This window comes from Rhodococcus sp. NPDC056516, from assembly GCF_042794655.1.
Lineage (GTDB): Bacteria > Actinomycetota > Actinomycetes > Mycobacteriales > Mycobacteriaceae > Rhodococcus_F.
Genome location: NZ_JBHTTG010000007.1, coordinates 330,489 through 349,763, shown reverse-complemented (window position 1 = coordinate 349,763; position 19,275 = coordinate 330,489). Strand labels below are relative to the sequence as shown.

Genomic DNA, 19,275 nt, shown 5'->3' with positions numbered 1-19,275 from the left:
CATCCCATCACGAAGAGAAGAGCTTTACTCAAGCGGACACTTCTGCCAGCGGAATCTGCGGATCGGCCAACCGATCCGGATCGACGGGGCGCGAAGATGCGACCAGTTCCTTGATGGCGTCACCGGCATCCCAGATGTTCACGTTCATGCCGGCAAGTACCTTGTTCGCGGAATCGAGCCAGAACGCCAGGAACTCGCGCTTGTCCACGTCACCGCGAGTGACCACACGGGCATACGCGCCATGCGGTGCGTGACCCGAGTATTCCATCCCGAGGTCGTACTGATCGGTGAAGAAATACGGCATGCGCACGTACTCGGCGGGCCGCCCCAACATGGTGTCTACGGCCGTCTCGGGTTGGTTGAGCGCGTTTGCCCAGTGCTCCACCCGAATTCGTGCATTCAGAATCGGATGCTGTGCGGCCGCGATGTCTCCCACCGCGACCACGTCGGGGTCGCTGCTCTGCAGACCGGCGTCGACGAGAACCCCGTTCTCGACGTCGATACCCGCCTCCGATGCCAACTCGGTGTTCGGCAATGCGCCGACAGCGATCAACACGGCGTCGGCCGGAATCACGGTTCCATCGCTCAAAGTGACGCCCGAGGCGTGACCGCCGTCGACAGAGATTGCGGTGACGTCCGTGCCGGTGCGCAAGTCGACGCCGTTCTGGCGGTGCAACGCGGCGAAGACCTCACCCATTTCCGGGCCGAGCGTCGATTCGAGCGGGAGGCCGGCATGTTCGAGCACGGTGACGTCGACGTCGAAACCGCGAGCCGACGCGGCAATTTCGAGACCGATCCAGCCCGCACCGATCACGACCAGTTTCTTGTCGGCGGCCAGGGTGCGCAGCAGCGCAGCGGCTTGATCGACTGTTCGGACGTAGTGAACGCCCTGGGCGTCGGACCCCGGGATGTCGAGGCGCCGCGAACGTGAGCCGGTGGCCAAGGCGAGCTTGTCGTAGCTGATCGTGGAACCGTCCGGAAGTGAGACGGTGTGTGCAGCGGTGTCGATCGCCGTTGCCGTGGTTCCCGGTCGAAGATCGACGCGATGGTCGCGGAACCACTCGCCGTCGTGGACGGTGAATTCGGGGAGTGTTTTCTTTCCCGCGAAGAACTCTTTCGACAGCGGTGGCCGCTCGTACGGAAGGTGGTCTTCTTCGCTCAAGACGGTGATTTCACCGTCGAAATCTCGCTCACGCAGGGCTTCTGCGATCTTTGCACCCGCGAGCCCGCCGCCGACGATCACGAATCTCCGGTTGGTGCTCATTACTGAACCACTCCTTCGCACTCGTTTCTTTTCGACACTACTGCGATCGGAAGGTGGTTCGGGGGAAAGCGCGGGAAGGATTGCGGGTTCATGATTGTTGGCAGGACGGGAGTATGTCCCCGAACTGATATGACCTGACCGACATGAACTGATAGGGAGTTTCTTCGTGAGCGCAACCTCGAGCAAGACCACGGACACTGCTGACTTCTGGTTCGACCCGCTCTGCCCGTGGTGCTGGATCACCTCACGCTGGATTCTCGAGGCCCAGCAGGTTCGCGACATCGAGGCCAAGTTCCACGTGATGAGCCTTGCGGTTCTCAACGAGGGCCGCGACCTGCCAGACGAGTACCGCGAGATGATGACCAAGGCCTGGGGACCGGTCCGCGTCGCTATCGCTGCAGCGCAGCTGAAGGGCGACGAGATCCTTCTGCCGCTGTACACGGCGATGGGCACGAAGATTCACAACGAGGGAAACAAGGACTTCGCCGACGTCATCAAGTCGTCCCTCGCCGAGGTGGGCCTGCCACCCGAGCTGGCCGAGGCCGCCGACACCGACAAGTACGACGAGGCTCTGCGCGAGAGCCACCACAAGGGCATGGACGCCGTCGGACCCGACGTCGGAACCCCGACGATTCATGTCAACGGTGTGGCTTTCTTCGGCCCCGTGCTTTCGCGCATCCCGCGAGGCGAGGACGCAGGCAAGGTGTGGGACGGCGCAGTCGCGCTGGCCGGCTACCCCCACTTCTTCGAGCTCAAGCGGACCCGCAACGAGGATCCTCAGTTCGACTGAGCAGCAGTGAGCGCCGGATTTCGGTAGAGCTGACCGGGCCGGAAGAACAGATGACCTGAGTGCGTGCGGTTGCGAAGCGCGGCCGCACGCCAGGTCATCACCGGGTGCGACGACAAGATGTTGACGAACCACGGAAAGAACCCGGATTCGAGTGTCGCGCGATCGGCGAGTTCGTCGAACCCGACCAGGCCGACCAGATACTTGCCCGCGCCGAGGACGCCCATCGCACCCGGAGCGCCCTGTGGGCGCATGTGAAAACCGAAGTTGTCCGCCGTGTACTCCATGGAACGCGACAGCGAAGACCCGATCACCGGAATGTAGTTCGACGCGAACTGTCCCCACTGACGCCAGTACGACGCATGTCCGGCAGCGATGTGACCGACCTCGTGGCCGATGATGAACGCGAGCGCGTCGGGCTGGCGTGCCTGCCCACCGACTTCGAACAGGTCGCTGTAGACGACGACAAACCGGCGAAATCCGTGCCCCGACGCAAATGCGTTGATCCGTCCGTTCCCCAGCACGACGTAGGCATCCGGCGGAGTTTTCATGCCGAACCGTGCGGCAGCCTCGGCAACCAGCTGATACCCCTCCGGGAATTGCGAAGGCGTCATCTTGATTCCGTTGACCTGCTGCGACCCGTACAGCTGACCTCGCGCGAGGAACAGCAAGATCGGAGCCGCGAGCACCACGAGGATCCACGTCGACAGATCACCCGCAGCGATCAGAACGATCGCCACCACATAGGTGACGACTGTCGTCAGAACTGCGAGCACGAGTAGCGGGATTTCCCACGGGTGGCGAACCGCGTCACTGCCCGGTGACACGCGAACGGCGGGTGCAGCGGCCTGAGCGTTGGCGGGGTACATGGGCACCACGATAGGTGCGCTCGCACGGCGATGCGCGCTCCTGAAAGTGTGACGTCGACCCGGGTGCGCCCGGCTGGTCGGGCCTGAGAGAATTGTCGCCATGCGCGTATACCTGGGTGCCGACCATGCCGGATTCGAACGTAAGAACGAGATCATCGAACACCTGAAAGCGAACGGCCACGAGGCCATCGACTGTGGTGCTCACGAGTACGACGCCGTGGACGACTACCCGGCCTTCTGCATCGAAGCCGCAAAGCGCGTCGTCGCCGACGAGGGCAGCCTGGGAATCGTCCTGGGTGGCAGTGGCAACGGGGAGCAGATCGCAGCGAACAAGGTTCCCGGCGCACGGTGCGCCCTCGCCTGGAGCGTCGAAACGGCGAAGCTGGCCCGCGAGCACAACAACGCTCAGCTGATCGGCATCGGCGGACGTATGCATTCGCTCGAGGAGTCGCTTGCCATCGTCGACGCTTTCCTCGCCACCGCATGGTCGGGTGAAGAGCGCCACCAGCGTCGTATCGACATCCTGTCCGAGTACGAGAAGACCGGCGTCGCACCGGCTCTGCCGCAAGCCTGATCCGAAAGTTGTTCCGTGCCTGAAGGTCATACCCTGCACCGGCTGGCACGGTTGCATGCCCGCAAGTTCGTCGGTTCACCGGTCCGCGTCCTCAGTCCGCAAGGCAGATTCGCCGAGGACGCGCGCCTGGTGGACGGACACGTACTCACGTCATCGGATGCCTGGGGAAAGCACCTCTGGCACACGTACGACAACGGATTGACAGTTCACGTGCACCTCGGGTTGTACGGAAAGTTCACCGACGCCACCCTGCCGATGGAAGAACCGGTAGGCCAGGTCCGGATGCGAATGGTCGGTGCCGATTTCGGCACCGACCTTCGTGGTCCCACCGCCTGCGAAGTCTTGCTACCGCCTCAGGTCGCCGCGATAGAAGCCCGGCTCGGGCCGGACCCACTGCGCCGCGACGCGGATCCGCAGAAGGCTTGGATGCGAATCTCGAAGTCCAAGACGGCAATCGGCGCCCTGCTGATGGACCAGGCGGTCCTCGCAGGTGTCGGCAACGTTTATCGCGCCGAGCTTCTCTTTCGCCACGGAATCAACCCCGAACGAGAAGGAAATCTCGTCTCTCACGACGAGTGGACTGCCATGTGGGCAGACCTTGTCGAATTGATGAAAGTCGGTGTCAGACGCGGGAAGATGCACGTCGTTCGCGCCGAGCACGACAACGGTGATCCGGCGTACGCAAAAGATCGTCCGCGGACCTACGTCTACAGAAGAGCAGGATCGCCGTGCCGCGTGTGCGGCACACCGATCCTGCATTCCGTCATGAAGGCACGAAACCTGTTCTGGTGCCCGGTGTGTCAGTCGGCTTAGAAGTCGAAGCCGCCGAAGTCCCCGCCACCGAAGTCCCCGAAGTCGCTGCCCCCACCGTCGTAGCCGCCGTCTGCGGTGTAATCCGTGTTGTCCATACTTCCTTGGTCCGCACCGGAATCACCGGCGTCCATGCCCTGATCGCCGGAGTCGCCGGCTCCCGTATCGGCGCCGGGATCGCCACCCTGGGCGAAAGCTTCTGCGCCGTAAGGAACCCCCGCCATTCCGGAGAACATGGTCGAGAACAGCATCATCGAACCCAGACCCCAGGCGCCGGCGACGAGGGCAGGCTTCCACCAAGGCTCGGAGTACCAGCCGGCCGGGACCGGGCGACCTGCGACTCGTCCACCGGGGTAGTAGTTGGGTGTGTGCGAAGACGGATTGGGTGATGCGGCGACCTTGCGGCCCTCGAATTCGACCTCACGGTCTTCGGTGACAGAACCCGCAGCCTTCTGTCCGTCGATGGAGGGAACTTCCGGTCCCGGATCCATGCCCATCGCCACCCGTGCCGCGCGGATGTAGTAAAGCCCTTCCAGGGCAGTCTGTTTCGCGAGACGAGCCTGAACCGGCGTTGCGGCCTGGTCGATCTGCGAGCCTGCGGCGTTGTACCGTTCGCCTGCGTCGGCGAGGGCTTGGCGCGAGGCGTCGTCACTGCCGGTCAGGTTGTAGACCTGACCGCCGAGGCGTTCGATCGCCTGCCGGGCATCGGCTTTCGCGTCGTCGAGTTGTGTTGCGCTGTGGCCGGAACCGCGTTGCTGGCTTTTCATGACCAGAAATACGACTACGGCCAGAACGACGAGTATGAGAAGAATCGTGGTCACGAGTGGCCTCCCGAGCAGAATCGATCCGGACAACTCCAGGATACGGACCCCGGGGGAGTGGTCTGGGTGCACAGAGTTCGAACGCAAAAAAATCCGCACCGGCCAGGCCGATGCGGATTTTTGTGGAGTTTCCCTCCTGGTGGAGGGGATGACGGGAATCGAACCCGCGTGATCAGTTTGGAAGACTGAGGCTCTACCATTGAGCTACATCCCCGTGCATACGACAACTCGGGATCGCCGTGTTCGTCGTCTGCGATACGAAACTGTACCCAATGCTCCACCGGATTTCATAATCGGGGGGTCGGGGAAGTTCGATACCGTCGTTCACCTGGGGAATTGCCGAATTGCTCGGCGAGTCGGGGCTTTTTACAGGCGGCGCAGCTTCCAGTCCGGGTGTCGTGATCGGTCGGTCAAGGACTGTCAGGCAACGGCATCAGCGGGGCCGCGGGTCGGCTGCCATACTGACGGGGTCGGACAGGCGGGCCGTGTACAAATGACGGTCGGGTTCGTGAGAGAGTAGTGAGCGCGATAGGGTTGTGCGCGGTCACCGATGGTGGCTGCCTTTGTGGCCCGCTGTCTTTGTGGCCTCAGATGGCCGTATCGTGTGTTTCATGTGTTCGGTGTTTCATGTGATCGGAAACGGGATGTAGCGCAGCTTGGTAGCGCATCCGCTTTGGGAGCGGAGGGTCGCAGGTTCAAATCCTGTCATCCCGACAAGTACGTACATGGCACTTCACCTCCAGCTTCTACGGGAATGAAGTGCCGCGCCAGACAGCACTACCGAAAACCCAGCAGTACCGATTCAACACAAGTTGTGAGCAAGACCAGACGAAGGAGCGAAGTTTCGTGAAGAGCACCGTCGAGCAGCTCAGCCCGACGCGAGTCCGTATCAACGTTGAGGTGCCCTTCGCGGAACTCAAGTCTGATTTCGACAAGGCCTACAAGGCCCTCGCGCAGCAGATTCGTCTCCCCGGCTTCCGTCCCGGCAAGGCTCCGGCCCGCCTCCTCGAAGCACGTGTCGGTCGCGGCGCTGTGCTCGAGCAGGTCGTCAACGACGCTCTGCCGTCGCGTTACTCCGAGGCTGTCACCAGTGCCGGCGTGAAGGCCATCGGCCAGCCCGAGATCGAGGTCACCAAGATCGAAGACGGCGAGCTCCTCGAGTTCACCGCCGAGGTCGACGTGCGCCCCGAGATCGAGCTCCCTGACTTCAGCTCCATCAACGTCGAGGTCGATCCGATCGAGATCACCGACGAAGCCATCGAAGAGCAGTTGCTTTCGCTGCGTCAGCGTTTCGGCACCCTCACCGGCGTCGACCGCGCAGTCGAGGACGGCGACTTCGTCTCCATCGATCTGTCGGCCACCGTCGACGGAGAGAACGTTGCCGAGGCAACCGCGAGCGGACTGTCGCACGAGGTCGGATCGGGCCAGCTCATCGAGGGCCTCGACGAAGCCATCATCGGCCTCAAGGCCGGCGAGTCCAAGGACTTCACGTCGACGCTGGTCGCCGGCGAGTACGCAGGCAAGGAAGCTGTTGTCACCGTGACCGTGCAGACGGTCAAGGAGCGCGAGCTTCCGGCTGAGGACGACGAGTTCGCTCAGCTCGCCAGCGAGTTCGACACCCTGGAAGAACTGAAGGCAGACCTCCGTGAGCGCGTCGCACGCGTCCGCAAGGTCGAGCAGGCCGGTCAGATCCGCGACAAGGTTCTCGAGCAGCTGCTCGAGACCGTCGAGGTTCCGTTGCCGGAGGCCGTCGTCAAGGCCGAGGTCGACGCTGCACTGCACGACGCCGTTCACGGTCTCGATCACGACGAAGAGGCACTGAACAAGCTCCTCGAAGAGCAGGGCAGCAGCCGCGAAGAGTTCGACAAGGATGCCCAGGAAGCCGCTGAGCGCTCCGTCAAGACGCAGCTCCTGCTCGACTCGATCGCCGATGCGGGCAACGTCACTGTCGGTCAGGACGAGCTCACTGAGCGCATCCTGTTCCAGGCGCAGCGTTACGGCATGGCTCCGGAGCAGTTCATCCAGCAGATCCAGCAGGCCAACCAGCTCGGCGCCGTCTTCGCAGACGTCCGTCGCGGCAAGGCGCTCGCGTCCGTCGTCGAGTCGGCCGGTGTCAAGGACACCTCCGGTGCCGTTGTCGACACCGCAGAGCTTTTCGGCAGCAGCGAAGACGAAATCGAAGCGGATGCGTCTGATTCCGCCGAGAGCGAAGACAAGTAAAAACGCAGGCGGACGGGTGTTTTCACCACGATCGACTGCACTGAGTTTTCCGCTTTGAGCGAAGTAGGGCGGCACCGGGACTCCGGTGCCGCCCTACTTCGTTACTGTCTGTGTCAGTAGAAGTGTTTCGCATAGACGATCCACCGCACAAGTAGATCCACATAGAAGGCAGGTACCGTGACTTCCAATCACCTGGAGACTTTGCAGAGTCCCGCCATGACTTCAGCGACCGCTGGGTTGAACCTCAGCGACTCGGTGTACGAGCGCTTGCTGCGAGAGCGCATCATTTTCCTCGGTACCCAGGTCGACGACGACATCGCCAACAAGCTGTGCGCACAGATCCTGCTGCTCTCGGCCGAGGACCCGACGCGAGACATCTCGCTCTACATCAACTCGCCCGGTGGATCCGTGACCGCCGGTATGGCGATCTTCGACACCATGCAGTTCGCCGAGTGCGACATCGCCACCTTCGGCATGGGCCTTGCGGCGTCGATGGGTCAGTTCCTCCTCTCGGCCGGCACCAAGGGCAAGCGTTACGCACTGCCTCACGCCCGCATCATGATGCACCAGCCGTCCGCCGGTATCGGTGGTTCCGCCAGCGACATCGCGATCATGGCTGAGCAGTTCAAGCACACCAAGCGCGAAATGGCCGAGCTGATCGCTCAGCACACCGGTCAGACGGTCGAGCAGATCACCGCGGACTCCGACCGTGACCGTTGGTTCACGGCGAAGGAAGCTCTCGAGTACGGCTTCGTCGACCACGTCGTCTCCCGTGCGAATCAGGCCGGCGGCACCGGCAACTGAGCCGGTTCGTCCATCCTTTCGCTGCCCAATTCATACTTTGGAGAACTGATGACCAATCTTTTCGGAGCTAACTCGCTGGGCGGCCAGGCGCCGTCAGGCCCCCAATCGCGCTACATCCTGCCCCAGTTCACGGAGCAGACCAGCTACGGCGTCAAGACGTCCGACCCGTACAACAAGCTGTTCGAGGAGCGCATCATCTTCCTCGGCTCGCAGGTCGACGACGTCTCCGCCAATGACCTCATGGCGCAGTTGCTGGTTCTCGAATCGCAGGATCCGGACCGCGACATCACCATGTACATCAACTCGCCCGGTGGTTCGTTCACCGCGCTGATGGCGATCTACGACACGATGCAGTACGTCCGTGCCGACATTTCCACCGTCTGCCTCGGTCAGGCTGCTTCGGCAGCTGCCGTGCTTCTCGCCGGTGGTACGCCGGGCAAGCGCTTCGCGCTCCCCAACTCGCGCATTCTGATCCACCAGCCGGCCACGGGCGGCATCCAGGGTCAGGTTTCCGATCTGGAGATCCAGGCTGCGGAGATCGAGCGTATGCGTCGACTCATGGAGAGCACGCTGTCGCTGCACACGGGCAAGGATCCGGAGACCATCCGCGTCGACACCGATCGCGACAAGATCCTCACGGCCGAGCAGGCCAAGGAGTACGGCATCATCGACGACGTGCTCGCTTACCGGAAGCTCAGCGCACAGAAGTAGTCGATTTCCGCCTCGTGTCGAGATCCGTATCCCGATTCCCGACACGAGGCGGACACGTCGAGAAGTGCCAGGTGGAAGGCTTGCCAGGCCGAAATCTCGGCACTTTTCTTTTTTATCCGCAGGCGAAACGCCGAGAACAGGTCGACCCCGTTCGGGATCTGCGGGTACCGTCACTTCACGGGCTGGTTCTCGACCGGCGTTCTGCGATTGTTCGACCAGATTTGTTCGATCAGTTTGTTGATCAGTTTGTCTGATCTGACAACTCTGATCTGACAACTACCGACGTACTGCGGAGCATCTCGACCGATCGAGTGGCGGCGAGCGCACGTACATGAAGGAAAGTAGGGACCTCACGAGATGGCACGCATCGGCGACGGCGGGGATCTGCTCAAGTGCTCTTTCTGCGGTAAGAGTCAGAAGCAGGTCAAGAAGCTCATTGCAGGACCCGGGGTGTACATCTGCGACGAGTGCATCGACCTCTGCAACGAGATCATCGAAGAGGAATTGGCCGAGTCGAGCGAGGTCAAGCTCGACGAGCTTCCCAAGCCTGCGGAGATCCGAGAATTCCTCGAGAACTACGTCATCGGTCAGGACTCCGCCAAGCGGACACTGGCCGTGGCCGTCTACAACCACTACAAGCGCATCCAGGCCGGCGACAAGGGCCGTGATGCGCGGGGTGAGACGGTTGAGCTCGCAAAATCCAACATCTTGATGCTCGGCCCCACCGGCTGCGGCAAGACGTACCTCGCTCAGACTCTCGCAAAGATGCTCAACGTCCCGTTCGCCATCGCCGACGCGACGGCGTTGACCGAGGCCGGCTATGTCGGTGAGGACGTCGAGAACATTCTGCTCAAGCTGATTCAGGCGGCCGACTACGACGTCAAGCGCGCCGAGACCGGAATCATCTACATCGACGAGGTCGACAAGATCGCGCGCAAGAGTGAGAACCCGTCGATCACGCGTGACGTGTCCGGTGAAGGTGTTCAGCAGGCGCTGCTGAAGATCCTCGAAGGTACGCAGGCGAGTGTCCCGCCGCAGGGTGGTCGTAAGCACCCGCACCAGGAATTCATCCAGATCGACACCACGAACGTACTGTTCATCGTCGCGGGCGCTTTCGCAGGTCTCGAGCGGATCGTCTCCGATCGTGTCGGCAAGCGCGGTATCGGTTTCGGCGCCGAGGTTCGATCGAAGGCAGAACTGGATACGGTCGATCGTTTTGCCGAGGTCATGCCGGAGGATTTGATCAAGTTCGGTCTGATCCCCGAGTTCATCGGCCGACTGCCGATGATCGCGTCGGTGACCAACCTCGACAAGGAATCCCTCGTTCAGATCTTGTCGGAGCCGAAGAATGCTCTCGTCAAGCAGTACCGTCGACTCTTCGACATGGACGGCGTCGAACTCGAGTTCACCGAAGAGGCGCTCGACGCGATCGCCGATCAGGCGATCTTGCGTGGAACCGGTGCTCGTGGCCTGCGCGCCATCATGGAAGAAGTTCTTCTTCCGGTCATGTACGACATCCCCAGCCGTGACGACGTCGAAAAGGTGGTTGTCACCGCGGAGACCGTCAACGACAACGTACTTCCGACCATCGTTCCGCGTAAGCCGGAACGTGGCGAGCGTCGCGACAAGACGGCGTAGAAACTCTGAAACGACTGTGGCCCGGCATCTCTCGCGAGATGCCGGGCCACAGTCGTTCGTGCAGGATGTCTATCGGGTATTCGGCTAGATCGGGTTGCCGAGTTCCTTGAGGGGAGTGCGGAACGTCTCCTTGGCGGTGAACGCCGAGATCGCGCAGATGACGCACGCCACCGAAGTCAGAATGGCGACGGGCATCCAGTGTGTCTTGTCGCCGCCCATGAGGGCGTTGCCGATGGCGGGGGCGAAGCCTGCGAGGGCGAAGCCGACCTGGGTTCCGATTGCGATGCCCGAGTAGCGGACCTTGGTGTTGAACATCTCGGAGTAGAACGACGGCCAGATGGCGTTCGGGGCCGCGTAGAAGACGGACATCAATCCGATTGCGGCGAGGAAGATCAGGGGAACGTTGCCGCTGGCGATTGCGCCGAAGTACACGTAGATGAACACGGCGCTACCGAGGGCGCCGCCGATGAACAGCGGCCGGCGACCGATTCGGTCGGAGAGCATCGCCCAGGCGGGCTGACTGAGCAATGCCACGGCGTTGGCTGCGATGGCAACCCAGAGCATGGTCGATTTCGGAATCCCCACTTCTTCGGTGGTGGCGAAGGCGAGTCCGAAGACGGAGAAGATGGTCGAGACGACGGCGATGAAAGCGCAGCAGATCACGCGAATCAGATTTGCGCTGTGGGTGCGAAGAAGATCGGCGACAGGCAATTTGGCGACGGTCTTGGATTCCTGCTGCTCGGTGAACTCTTCGGGCTCTTCGAGCTTGAGACGCATGATGTATGCCGCCACCAGAACGATCAGGCTGCCCCAGAACGGGATTCGCCAGCCCCACGTGTAGAGAATGTCGTCGGGGAGTGCAGCGATGGGCAGGAATACGAGGCTGGCGAGGATGAAGCCGGCCTGGGTGCCGTTGAGGGTCCAACTGCAGAAGAACGCGCGTCGACCTTCGGGGGCATGCTCGAGGGTCAGCGAGCTGGCACCGCTCTGTTCGCCCGCGGCGGAGATTCCTTGAGCGATTCTCATCAGGACCAGAAGTATCGGTGCAAAAACTCCGATCGAATCGGCGCTGGGAATACATCCGATGAGGAAGGTGGCTGCGCCCATCAGAATGAGCGTGAGCAGCATGATCTTCTTGCGGCCGACGCGGTCACCGAAATGACCGAGGACCACTGCGCCGAGGGGGCGCGCGACGTACGCGACACCGAATGTGGCGAGCGAAAGCAGTGCCGCATGTCCGCTGTCCGGGAAGAACACCGTGGGGAAGATGAGCGCGGCGGCGGAGGCGTAGATGTAGAAGTCGTAGTACTCGAGCATGCTGCCGAGAAACGACGACGTTGCGGCGCGCTTGACCTTGGTCGTGTCCGGCCTGGCCAAGGATCCCGCCTCGGGGCCGGACGGTGTAACCGTGCTAGCTGACATGCTCATCTCCTGGGTGGAAGCGTCGTGGAGGCTCTACATCCGCTGATTCTGTTCGTAACGGTGTTCGTATTGAGAACGTCTGTGCGGAGAGCGATACAAGGAATGTAACCGACGCCACAGCAACTACACAAGATTATTAACCAAATAGTTCATAAAAATCTACCGGCGGACACATCACACGTCGAAGCTGCAGTTCAGGGGGTCAGGAGGCAGGCTGCGCTGCGGCCGCCACCAACTGCTCCACCTGTTCCTCGGTGATCCCGAGGCCGAAGGTGGCGAGCTTTCCGAGCGGCATCGAACCGGCGAGCGCCATCATTTCGGGGCTGACCGACTGCGCACCTTCGCCTGCCGCGGCAGACATGGCGGCGCCGAGAACGGCACTGCCGACGGGATGGGCGAGCCATTCACCGATCGTCGACATGGCGTCGAGCGTGCCGACGCCGACGTTTCCGGCCAGAGTGATCGTGTCGGTGGTCGCGATGTCCCGAGACGAGAAGCCGACGCGGATCTCGTACTCGCCGGGTTCGATCGCCCAGTCCTGCGCCGATATGGACCAGTAGGCAAACGCCCTGGTATCGAGCGTGATGGTCACAGACGCAGATTCGTCGGGGTCGAGGTGGATCTTGGCAAACCCCTTCAATTCCTGTGCGGGACGGTCGACGCCTTCCGAGGCGTCGTGAACGTAGACCTGAACGACGGTGCTGCCCGCTCGATCACCGCTGTTGCGCACGGTGACGGTCACGTCGGCGGAGTTCTCGCCGGCGTCGACAGCAGTGTCGGTGATGTCGAAGGTGGTGTAGCTCAGCCCGAATCCGAACGGGTACGCCACCTCACGCAGAGCGGAGTCGTAGTAGCGGTACCCGACGTACAGTCCTTCGCCGTATCGCACGTGCTGCTGTGATCCGGGGAAATGCAGAAACGACGGATTGTCTTGGAGCCGAAGCGGAATGGTCTCCGTGAGTCGACCGGACGGATTGGTGATGCCGAACAGCAGATCGGCGATCGCAGAGCCGCCGGCCTGGCCGAGTAGCCAACCCTCGAGGATTGCGGCGGCATGATCCTTCCAAGGCTCGATCGAAATCACTCCGCCGTTGGAGAGCACGACGACGGTGTTCGGGTTCGCACCGTGGACCGCTTCCAACAGGGCAATCTGGTCGGCGGGCAACTCGATGTCGGTTCGGTCGAACCCTTCGGATTCGGTGGCGGACGGTAGTCCGAGGAAGAGCACGGCGACGTCAGCGCGGCGCGCAGCGTCGACAGCTTCGGTGACCATGTCGTCGTCCGGAGTGCCGTCGAAGGTGAAGCCCGGTGCGAAGGTGACGCGGTCGGCGCCTTCGAGGTCGAGGATCGCGTCCAAGGCATTGTCGAGCCGGGTCGGAACCACCTGTGAACTGCCTGCACCTTGATATCGCGGGCTGCACGCGAATTCGCCGATCACCGCGACGGTTTGCCCGCCGGGCGTCAGCGGCAGTAATTCGCCGTCGTTAGCAAGGAGAACAGCGGACTCCGCCGCCGCGGTCCGAGCCAACTCGTGGTGACGTGCGACGTCGTACGTGTGGCCTTCGGTGCGCGCGGCGGCGGTGCGTTTCACCAGCGTCGACAGGCGTTCGGCTGCAGTGTTGAGTACGGATTCGTCCAGGTCTCCGCCGCGCACGGCGTCGACGATCTGAGTATCGGTTCCGGTCGGCGGCATTTCCAGATCGAGGCCGGCGGTGAGTGCCGCCACGCGATCGTTGACCGCTCCCCAGTCCGAAACGACGAGGCCGTCGAAGCCCCACTGCTCGCGGAGCACCTCGGTGAGCAGCCAATGGTTCTGGCTCGAGTACACACCGTTGATCTTGTTGTACGAGCACATGACCGTCGTCGGGGCCGCGGTTTTGACCGCGTACTCGAATCCGGCCAGATAGATCTCGCGCAGCGTCCGTTCGTCGACGTCGGCGCTGACTCTCATCCGGTCGTGCTCTTGGTTGTTGGCAGCGAAGTGCTTGAGCGAGGTTCCGACGCCGCGAGACTGGATGCCGGTGATCAGCGCTGCCGCGACGCGGCCGGAGAGGAATGGGTCCTCGGAGACGTACTCGAAATTCCGGCCGCACAACGGGGATCGTTTGATGTTGATACCGGGACCGAGGAGAACCGAGACCTGTTCGGCTTTGGCCTCGTCGCCCAGAGCCTCACCGACCTGGCGGATGAGGTCGAGGTTCCACGACGAGCCCAACCCGACTGCCGGTGGAAAACACGTCGCGGGAATGCTGTGGCCGAGTCCGAGTGCGTCGCCACCCTCGGGTTGTTTCCGGACTCCGTGCGGACCGTCGGTCAGCAATATCGACTCGATTCCGGCAACGGACTGGCTGTGCCAGAAATCCGAGCCGGACGTCAACGACGCCTTCTCCTCGAGTGAAAGCCCGTCTACGTAGTTCTCGGTCACGTCGTTCCTCCCGGTGGCAGCTGTGAGTTCCACTCACCACCGTAGGGGGATTTTTCGGACTTCGGGGTGGGTCAGGACGGCGTCGGTGAGGTCAGGAACGCAACAACCATGTCGCCGAGCATCGTTCGGAGATGTTCGCGATGAGTCGAGTCGGTCAGATCACGGTCGAAGAGCGCTTTGAACGTGTACCGGTTGGCGATGCGGAAGACGCAGTAACTGCTGATCAACATGTGAATATCGAGAGCATCGACGTCGGATCGGAATACCCCTGCGTGCTGCCCGTCGTGGAGGATCTGCGAGACCAGGTCGGCGGCGGGTGCGCCGAGGCCGCTGAGTAGTTCGGATTTCTCGATGTGCTCGCCGCGGAGCATGTTCTCGTTTGCCACCAGCCGAATGAAGTTCGGGTGCTGTTCGTGGTGGTCGAAGGTCAGTTCGGCCAAGGCGCGCACTGCTGCGGTGGGGTTCAATCCCTCGAGGTCGAGTTCACGCTCCTGCGCACGAATCACGCTGTACGCGTGTTCGAGGACTGATTTGTACAGTCCTTCCTTGTCGGTGAAGTAGTAGTAGATCATCCGCTTGGTGGTGTGCGTCTTGGTTGCGATCTCGTCCACCCGGGCGCCGGCGAAGCCCTTGTCGGCAAACTCCTCGGTGGCGACGGCGATGATGTTCACCCTGGTCAGATCACTGTTTCGGCGTCGCTTCTCCGGCTTCGACGCCACGGAGTTCACTGACTGCTCGGAAACCATGTGCTCACTCTATCTGTCAGGAGTTTGTCGACTTTGCTTGTCGAGTTCGCGTCGGGGGAGTAACGTCTAGTGAACTAACTCACTAGTTCGTACATTAGCTTCGAACGTCGACACCGAGGTGCCCTGATGACTCCATCTCTGCCGGTTCTGGTCCTCAACGGACCCAACTTGAATTTGTTGGGCCAGCGGCAACCGGAGTTCTACGGGACGGACACCCTGGACGACGTCGTTTCCCGCTGCGAAGTTGCGGCCCAGAAGTTCGGAGCGGTGGTCGAAGCAAAGCAGTCGAACCACGAGGGTCAACTGATCGATTGGATCCACGAGGCCAGAGGAAGAGTCGCGGGCATCGTCATCAATCCCGGTGGGTATTCGCATACATCCGTTGCGTTGCGAGACGCACTGGTCACACTCGACGCCCCCGTGGTGGAGGTGCACATCAGCAACATCCACGGTCGCGAAGAATTCCGTCACCACTCCTACGTGTCCGGGATCGCCGACGCGGTCATCTGCGGGTTGGGGATCGACGGCTACAGCGCCGCAGTCGAATTCGTCTGCATTCGAGAAGGGAAGAACTGATGAGTGATTCGATCCTCTGCGGTCTGATCGGAACCGGCATCGGAGCCTCCTTGACTCCGATCATGCACGAGGAAGAAGGGCGCAGACAGGGCCTGCCGTACGTTTACCGCATCCTCGATCTCGACGCGATGGGGATGGCGCCCTCGGACATCGGTGAACTTCTCACCTATGCACGACGTTTCGGGTTCCGCGGCCTCAACATCACTCACCCGTGCAAGCAGTTGGTGATCGAGCACCTCGACGAGCTCTCGCCGGACGCAGACAAGCTCGGCGCAGTGAACACGGTCCTCTTCGACTCCGGCAAGGTGATCGGACACAACACCGATTGGTCGGGCTTCGGACGAAATTTCGACGAGGGGCTACCCGGTGCGCAGCTCGATCGCGTCGTGCAGCTCGGTGCGGGCGGAGCAGGTGCGGCGGTTGCCTATGCCGCGCTCACCCGCGGCGTCGGGACGCTGACGTTGGTCGATTCGAGCCTGGCTCGCGCGGAAGAACTCGCGGATGCCTTCGCGCGGCAGTTCCCGGCGCAGGTAGTCCAGGCGCGGCACACGAGCGACCTCGCCGAAGCGCTCGGCAACGCACACGGATTGATCCACGCGACACCGATGGGAATGGCGGCCCATCCCGGAATGGCCTTCTCCCCGGATCTGCTCCGCCCCGATCTGTGGGTGGCGGAAATCGTCTACCGCCCGCTCGAAACGGAACTGTTGCGTCAGGCCAGGTTGATCGGCGCGCCGACGCTCAGCGGAGGCGGGATGACTGTCTTCCAGGCCGTCGACGCATTCCGGATCTTCACGGGCATCGAGCCTGACAGCAAGCGGATGCTCGCTCACATGACCGAACTGGTGCACGGCGAACAGACTGCGGCAGCGCTGTGAGTGCCCCCGTTCGGACGTCGATCGCGACGGTCTCGCTGAGCGGCACTCTCGAGGAGAAGCTCGACGCCATCGCGGCCGCCGGCTTCGACGGCTTCGAGGTGTTCGAGCCGGATTTTGTTGCTTCGCCGTGGTCCCCGAAGGAATTGCGAACGAGGGCAGCGGATCTGGGACTCACCCTCGATCTGTATCAGCCGTTCCGTGACTTCGACACGGTGGACGAACGCCAATTTGCTCGGAATCTTGTTCGAGTGCAACGCAAATTCGAGCTGATGGATCAGCTGGGATGCGAGACGCTCCTGGTGTGCTCCTCGCCCCTACCGACCGCGAGTCACGACGATGGTCAGTTGACAGAGCAGTTCGGAGCTCTCGCCGAATTGGCGTCCGAGCACGGCAAGAAAATTGCGTACGAGGCGCTCGCGTGGGGAGCCCACGTCAACACCTACGGCCACGCATGGAAGATCGTCGAAGGGATCGACCATCCTTCACTCGGAACCTGTCTGGACAGCTTCCACATCCTCTCGCGCGGTGACGATCCCGCCGGAATTCGCGAGATTCCGGGCGAGAAGATCTTCTTCCTCCAGTTGGCGGACGCACCGTTCTTGGCGATGGACATCCTGCAGTGGAGCCGGCACCACCGAAACTTCCCGGGGCAGGGCAGTTTCGATCTGAGTGCTTTTGCTCAGCACGTCTACGCCACGGGCTACGACGGACCGTGGTCCCTCGAGATCTTCAACGACGTATTCCGTCGCGCTGACACCCAGCGAACGGCAATCGACGCTCATCGGTCGCTGCTCCACCTCGAAGAACAGGTCGCTGCCGCGAACCCGGCCGTCGGTGGACCCACGCTGTTCACCGCCCCGGAGCGCACGCCGCTCGAAGGAATCGTGTCTCTGCGAATCGCGGCGGGACCAGCTAAGCAGGACCAGGTGCACACGATGCTCTCCCGCCTAGGTTTTCACCTTCTCGGGCGGCACCACGACCACGATTTGCAGTTGTGGCGGCACGGATCGCTCACCGTTGCCGTGGACGCGACCGCGGGCACGGTGTGGACGGCGCCCGGGCTGCCTGCGGATCTACCGGTTCTGACTCAGATCGGCATCCGGGCAACCGAACCTGAAGTGTGGGGTGAGCGAGCGCTGGCTCTCGAAGTACCGGCGACGCGAGTGCAGTTGCCGGGATCGAGTGACGAGAACTCCGAGGTACCGGACGTCGTACGTCTGAAGGTCACCGACGCGACGTCGATCGACCTTCGTGGCCCTGGCAGTGCTGCAGCGTGGGAATCGGCATTCGAGATCTATCCGCTGCCCGCCGAGCGCAATCGTGAACAGGGCGCAGTGTTCACCGGGATCGACCATGTGGCGCTTGCAGTTCCGGCCGAGAGCTGGGACGGCATCATGCTGCTTCTGCGGTCCGTGTTCGAGATGCAACCGCACGAGGGCCAGGACGTCACCGATTCCGTCGGCCTCATGCGGAGCCAGGCGCTTACGCTCGTTCAAGACGGCGACGGACAGGCCCTGCGCATCTCGCTGAACATGGTGGAGGGCAGTCGAAGCGGGCTGCCGACCGTCCGCCGCGGCGGCGTCAGTCACGTCGCCTTCGCGTGTGAGAACATCTTCGGTGCTGCCGCGTCGATGCAGGACTGGGGTTTTGTGCCGCTACCTATTTCCCCGAACTACTACGACGATCTCGACGCGCGTTTCGGACTGAATGCCGAACTGCTCGACCGTATGCGTAGCGCCGGAATCCTTTACGACGCGGACGCTCACGGCGAGTTCTTCCACCTGTTCACCCCGACCGTCGGGGGAGACCTGTTCTTCGAGGTCGTGCAGCGAGTGGGTGGGTACGAGGGCTACGGGGAGGTCAACTCCGCTGTGCGACTGTCGGCTCAATTGCGTGCGAGTTCGACGTGACCTCGACTCGGTGCGGGTGCGAGTAGACGTTCATCGAATCGCCGCGGATGAAACCGGCGAGAGTCAGCCCGGACTCCTGCGCTAGTTCCACCGCCAGTGATGACGGCGCGGAGACGGCTCCGAGGATCGGAATGCCGGCCATGACGGCCTTCTGGACGAGTTCGAACGACGCCCGACCGCTGACGATCAAGATCGTGTCGTAGAGGGGCACTCGGCCGTCGGTGATTGCCCACCCGATCACCTTGTCGACGGCGTTGTGACGGCCGACGTCCTCGCGCAGTGCCAGGAGTTCGCCGGTGGCGGTGAACAATCCGGCCGCGTGCAGGCCGCCGGTGCGTTCGAAGATCCGTTGGCTCTCCCGCAGCGTGACCGGCATGGCCGACAGGGTGGTGGAGGTGACGGAAGTGGTGTCACCGACCAACGGATGACGCGTCGTGGTCCGGACGGCGTCGAGTGAGGTCTTGCCGCACACTCCGCACGCGGAACTGACCACGGTGTTGCGGTCGGTGGTGTGATCGGGCAACGGCACTCCGGGAGCGAGAGCGATGTCGAGGACGTTGTACGTGTTCGCACCGGTGTCGTCGACGCCGTCGCAGTAGCGGACGACGCTCACGTCGTCGCGGGTGGCGATGACGCCCTCGCTGAGGAGGAATCCGTGTACGAGGTCGACGTCGTTGCCAGGTGTTCGCATCGTCACGGCCAGCACCTGGCCGCCGACCCTCATTTCGAGTGGTTCCTCGACGGCCAGCGTGTCGGGGCGCGTGACGACCCGATCGCCCGAGATTCGAACGACCGGTGTTCGTGTGGTGACTCGTCCCAT

17 protein-coding genes and 2 tRNA genes are annotated in these 19,275 nt (G+C 62.4%); 11 read left to right on the top strand and 8 right to left on the bottom strand.

The genetic code is table 11. From position 1 onward, the window contains the following. Nucleotides 1–28: 28 nt before the first annotated feature. A complete protein-coding gene (locus tag ACFQ6Y_RS22845; protein ID WP_378637455.1) occupies nt 29–1,264 on the bottom strand; it encodes an NAD(P)/FAD-dependent oxidoreductase in 1,236 nt (411 codons plus the stop codon). 166 nt (nt 1,265–1,430) lie between these two features. On the opposite strand from ACFQ6Y_RS22845, the gene ACFQ6Y_RS22840 reads away from it, so the two are divergent. Then, a complete protein-coding gene (locus ACFQ6Y_RS22840) occupies nt 1,431–2,054 on the top strand; it encodes a DsbA family protein (protein ID WP_003944541.1) in 624 nt (207 codons plus the stop codon). Here the strand turns inward: ACFQ6Y_RS22840 and ACFQ6Y_RS22835 are convergent. Beyond that, a complete protein-coding gene (locus ACFQ6Y_RS22835) occupies nt 2,042–2,920 on the bottom strand; it encodes a M48 family metallopeptidase (protein ID WP_378637450.1) in 879 nt (292 codons plus the stop codon). The genes ACFQ6Y_RS22840 and ACFQ6Y_RS22835 overlap by 13 nt on opposite strands. A gap of 100 nt (nt 2,921–3,020) precedes the next feature. On the opposite strand from ACFQ6Y_RS22835, the gene ACFQ6Y_RS22830 reads away from it, so the two are divergent. Continuing rightward, a complete protein-coding gene (locus tag ACFQ6Y_RS22830; RefSeq protein WP_003944571.1) occupies nt 3,021–3,494 on the top strand; it encodes a ribose-5-phosphate isomerase in 474 nt (157 codons plus the stop codon). Between the two features lie 15 nt (nt 3,495–3,509). After that, nucleotides 3,510–4,307, top strand: coding sequence for an Fpg/Nei family DNA glycosylase (locus tag ACFQ6Y_RS22825; RefSeq protein ID WP_378447843.1), 798 nt, complete (start codon nt 3,510–3,512; stop codon nt 4,305–4,307). On the opposite strand, the gene ACFQ6Y_RS22820 is transcribed toward ACFQ6Y_RS22825, so the two are convergent. Together ACFQ6Y_RS22820 and ACFQ6Y_RS22815 are read right to left on the bottom strand one after the other, a co-directional pair. Then, nucleotides 4,304–5,071, bottom strand: coding sequence for a DUF1542 domain-containing protein (locus ACFQ6Y_RS22820; protein ID WP_378637679.1), 768 nt, complete (start codon nt 5,069–5,071; stop codon nt 4,304–4,306). The two genes, ACFQ6Y_RS22825 and ACFQ6Y_RS22820, sit on opposite strands and share 4 nt — an antisense overlap. 194 nt (nt 5,072–5,265) lie before the next feature. Next, nucleotides 5,266–5,339 (bottom strand) — tRNA-Gly (locus ACFQ6Y_RS22815). A 426-nt stretch (nt 5,340–5,765) separates the two neighbouring features. Between ACFQ6Y_RS22815 and ACFQ6Y_RS22810 the strand changes: the two genes are divergently transcribed. From ACFQ6Y_RS22810 to clpX, 5 genes are all read left to right on the top strand, one after another. Continuing rightward, nucleotides 5,766–5,839 (top strand) — tRNA-Pro (locus ACFQ6Y_RS22810). 132 nt (nt 5,840–5,971) lie between these two features. After that, the gene (tig, locus tag ACFQ6Y_RS22805) at nt 5,972–7,345 is read left to right on the top strand and encodes a trigger factor (protein ID WP_378546718.1); all 1,374 of its coding nucleotides are present in this window, start codon (nt 5,972–5,974) and stop codon (nt 7,343–7,345) included. 216 nt (nt 7,346–7,561) lie between these two features. Next, entirely contained in the window at nt 7,562–8,149 is a 588-nt protein-coding gene (locus ACFQ6Y_RS22800; RefSeq protein ID WP_007730960.1) for an ATP-dependent Clp protease proteolytic subunit, read from the top strand. A 48-nt stretch (nt 8,150–8,197) separates the two neighbouring features. Next, nucleotides 8,198–8,860 (top strand): ATP-dependent Clp protease proteolytic subunit, encoded by a 663-nt coding sequence (locus ACFQ6Y_RS22795; protein ID WP_003944539.1) that lies wholly within the window; start codon nt 8,198–8,200, stop codon nt 8,858–8,860. 357 nt (nt 8,861–9,217) lie between these two features. Next, entirely contained in the window at nt 9,218–10,498 is a 1,281-nt protein-coding gene (gene clpX, locus ACFQ6Y_RS22790) for an ATP-dependent Clp protease ATP-binding subunit ClpX (protein ID WP_003944582.1), read from the top strand. An 84-nt stretch (nt 10,499–10,582) separates the two neighbouring features. Here clpX and ACFQ6Y_RS22785 read toward each other — a convergent pair whose 3' ends face one another. The 3 genes from ACFQ6Y_RS22785 to ACFQ6Y_RS22775 all read right to left on the bottom strand — a co-directional run bounded on the left by ACFQ6Y_RS22785 (nt 10,583) and on the right by ACFQ6Y_RS22775 (nt 15,091). After that, on the bottom strand, nt 10,583–11,920 hold the full coding sequence (locus tag ACFQ6Y_RS22785; RefSeq protein WP_230814005.1) for an MFS transporter: 1,338 nt from the start codon (nt 11,918–11,920) through the stop codon (nt 10,583–10,585). A 202-nt stretch (nt 11,921–12,122) separates the two neighbouring features. Continuing rightward, on the bottom strand, nt 12,123–14,345 hold the full coding sequence (locus tag ACFQ6Y_RS22780) for a glycoside hydrolase family 3 C-terminal domain-containing protein (protein ID WP_378637439.1): 2,223 nt from the start codon (nt 14,343–14,345) through the stop codon (nt 12,123–12,125). Nucleotides 14,346–14,416: 71 nt separating this feature from the next. Beyond that, nucleotides 14,417–15,091, bottom strand: coding sequence for a TetR/AcrR family transcriptional regulator (locus ACFQ6Y_RS22775; RefSeq protein WP_378447846.1), 675 nt, complete (start codon nt 15,089–15,091; stop codon nt 14,417–14,419). A gap of 126 nt (nt 15,092–15,217) precedes the next feature. On the opposite strand from ACFQ6Y_RS22775, the gene aroQ reads away from it, so the two are divergent. From aroQ to ACFQ6Y_RS22760, 3 genes are read left to right on the top strand one after another with little or no spacing between them, the layout of a single operon-like run. After that, complete coding sequence (aroQ, locus tag ACFQ6Y_RS22770) at nt 15,218–15,667, top strand: type II 3-dehydroquinate dehydratase (protein ID WP_378447847.1); 450 nt, start codon at nt 15,218–15,220, stop codon at nt 15,665–15,667. Continuing rightward, nucleotides 15,667–16,545, top strand: coding sequence for a shikimate dehydrogenase (locus tag ACFQ6Y_RS22765; protein ID WP_378637434.1), 879 nt, complete (start codon nt 15,667–15,669; stop codon nt 16,543–16,545). The genes aroQ and ACFQ6Y_RS22765 overlap by 1 nt, the downstream gene beginning before the upstream one ends. Continuing rightward, nucleotides 16,542–18,455, top strand: coding sequence for a TIM barrel protein (locus ACFQ6Y_RS22760; RefSeq protein WP_378637431.1), 1,914 nt, complete (start codon nt 16,542–16,544; stop codon nt 18,453–18,455). The genes ACFQ6Y_RS22765 and ACFQ6Y_RS22760 overlap by 4 nt, the downstream gene beginning before the upstream one ends. Here the strand turns inward: ACFQ6Y_RS22760 and fdhD are convergent. Continuing rightward, on the bottom strand, nt 18,406–19,275 hold the full coding sequence (gene fdhD, locus ACFQ6Y_RS22755; protein WP_230813992.1) for a formate dehydrogenase accessory sulfurtransferase FdhD: 870 nt from the start codon (nt 19,273–19,275) through the stop codon (nt 18,406–18,408). The two genes, ACFQ6Y_RS22760 and fdhD, sit on opposite strands and share 50 nt — an antisense overlap.

Coding starts and splice junctions, on each gene's coding strand:
- clpX (WP_003944582.1), top strand. CDS start 9,218: ATGGCACGCATCGGCGACGGCGGGGATCTGCTCAAGTGCTCTTTCTGC.
- ACFQ6Y_RS22775 (WP_378447846.1), bottom strand. CDS start 15,091: ATGGTTTCCGAGCAGTCAGTGAACTCCGTGGCGTCGAAGCCGGAGAAG.
- ACFQ6Y_RS22800 (WP_007730960.1), top strand. CDS start 7,562: ATGACTTCAGCGACCGCTGGGTTGAACCTCAGCGACTCGGTGTACGAG.
- ACFQ6Y_RS22845 (WP_378637455.1), bottom strand. CDS start 1,264: ATGAGCACCAACCGGAGATTCGTGATCGTCGGCGGCGGGCTCGCGGGT.
- ACFQ6Y_RS22835 (WP_378637450.1), bottom strand. CDS start 2,920: ATGTACCCCGCCAACGCTCAGGCCGCTGCACCCGCCGTTCGCGTGTCA.
- ACFQ6Y_RS22785 (WP_230814005.1), bottom strand. CDS start 11,920: ATGTCAGCTAGCACGGTTACACCGTCCGGCCCCGAGGCGGGATCCTTG.
- fdhD (WP_230813992.1), bottom strand. CDS start 19,275: ATGGGACGAGTCACCACACGAACACCGGTCGTTCGAATCTCGGGCGAT.
- ACFQ6Y_RS22765 (WP_378637434.1), top strand. CDS start 15,667: ATGAGTGATTCGATCCTCTGCGGTCTGATCGGAACCGGCATCGGAGCC.
- ACFQ6Y_RS22830 (WP_003944571.1), top strand. CDS start 3,021: ATGCGCGTATACCTGGGTGCCGACCATGCCGGATTCGAACGTAAGAAC.
- ACFQ6Y_RS22820 (WP_378637679.1), bottom strand. CDS start 5,071: ATGAAAAGCCAGCAACGCGGTTCCGGCCACAGCGCAACACAACTCGAC.
- ACFQ6Y_RS22795 (WP_003944539.1), top strand. CDS start 8,198: ATGACCAATCTTTTCGGAGCTAACTCGCTGGGCGGCCAGGCGCCGTCA.
- aroQ (WP_378447847.1), top strand. CDS start 15,218: ATGACTCCATCTCTGCCGGTTCTGGTCCTCAACGGACCCAACTTGAAT.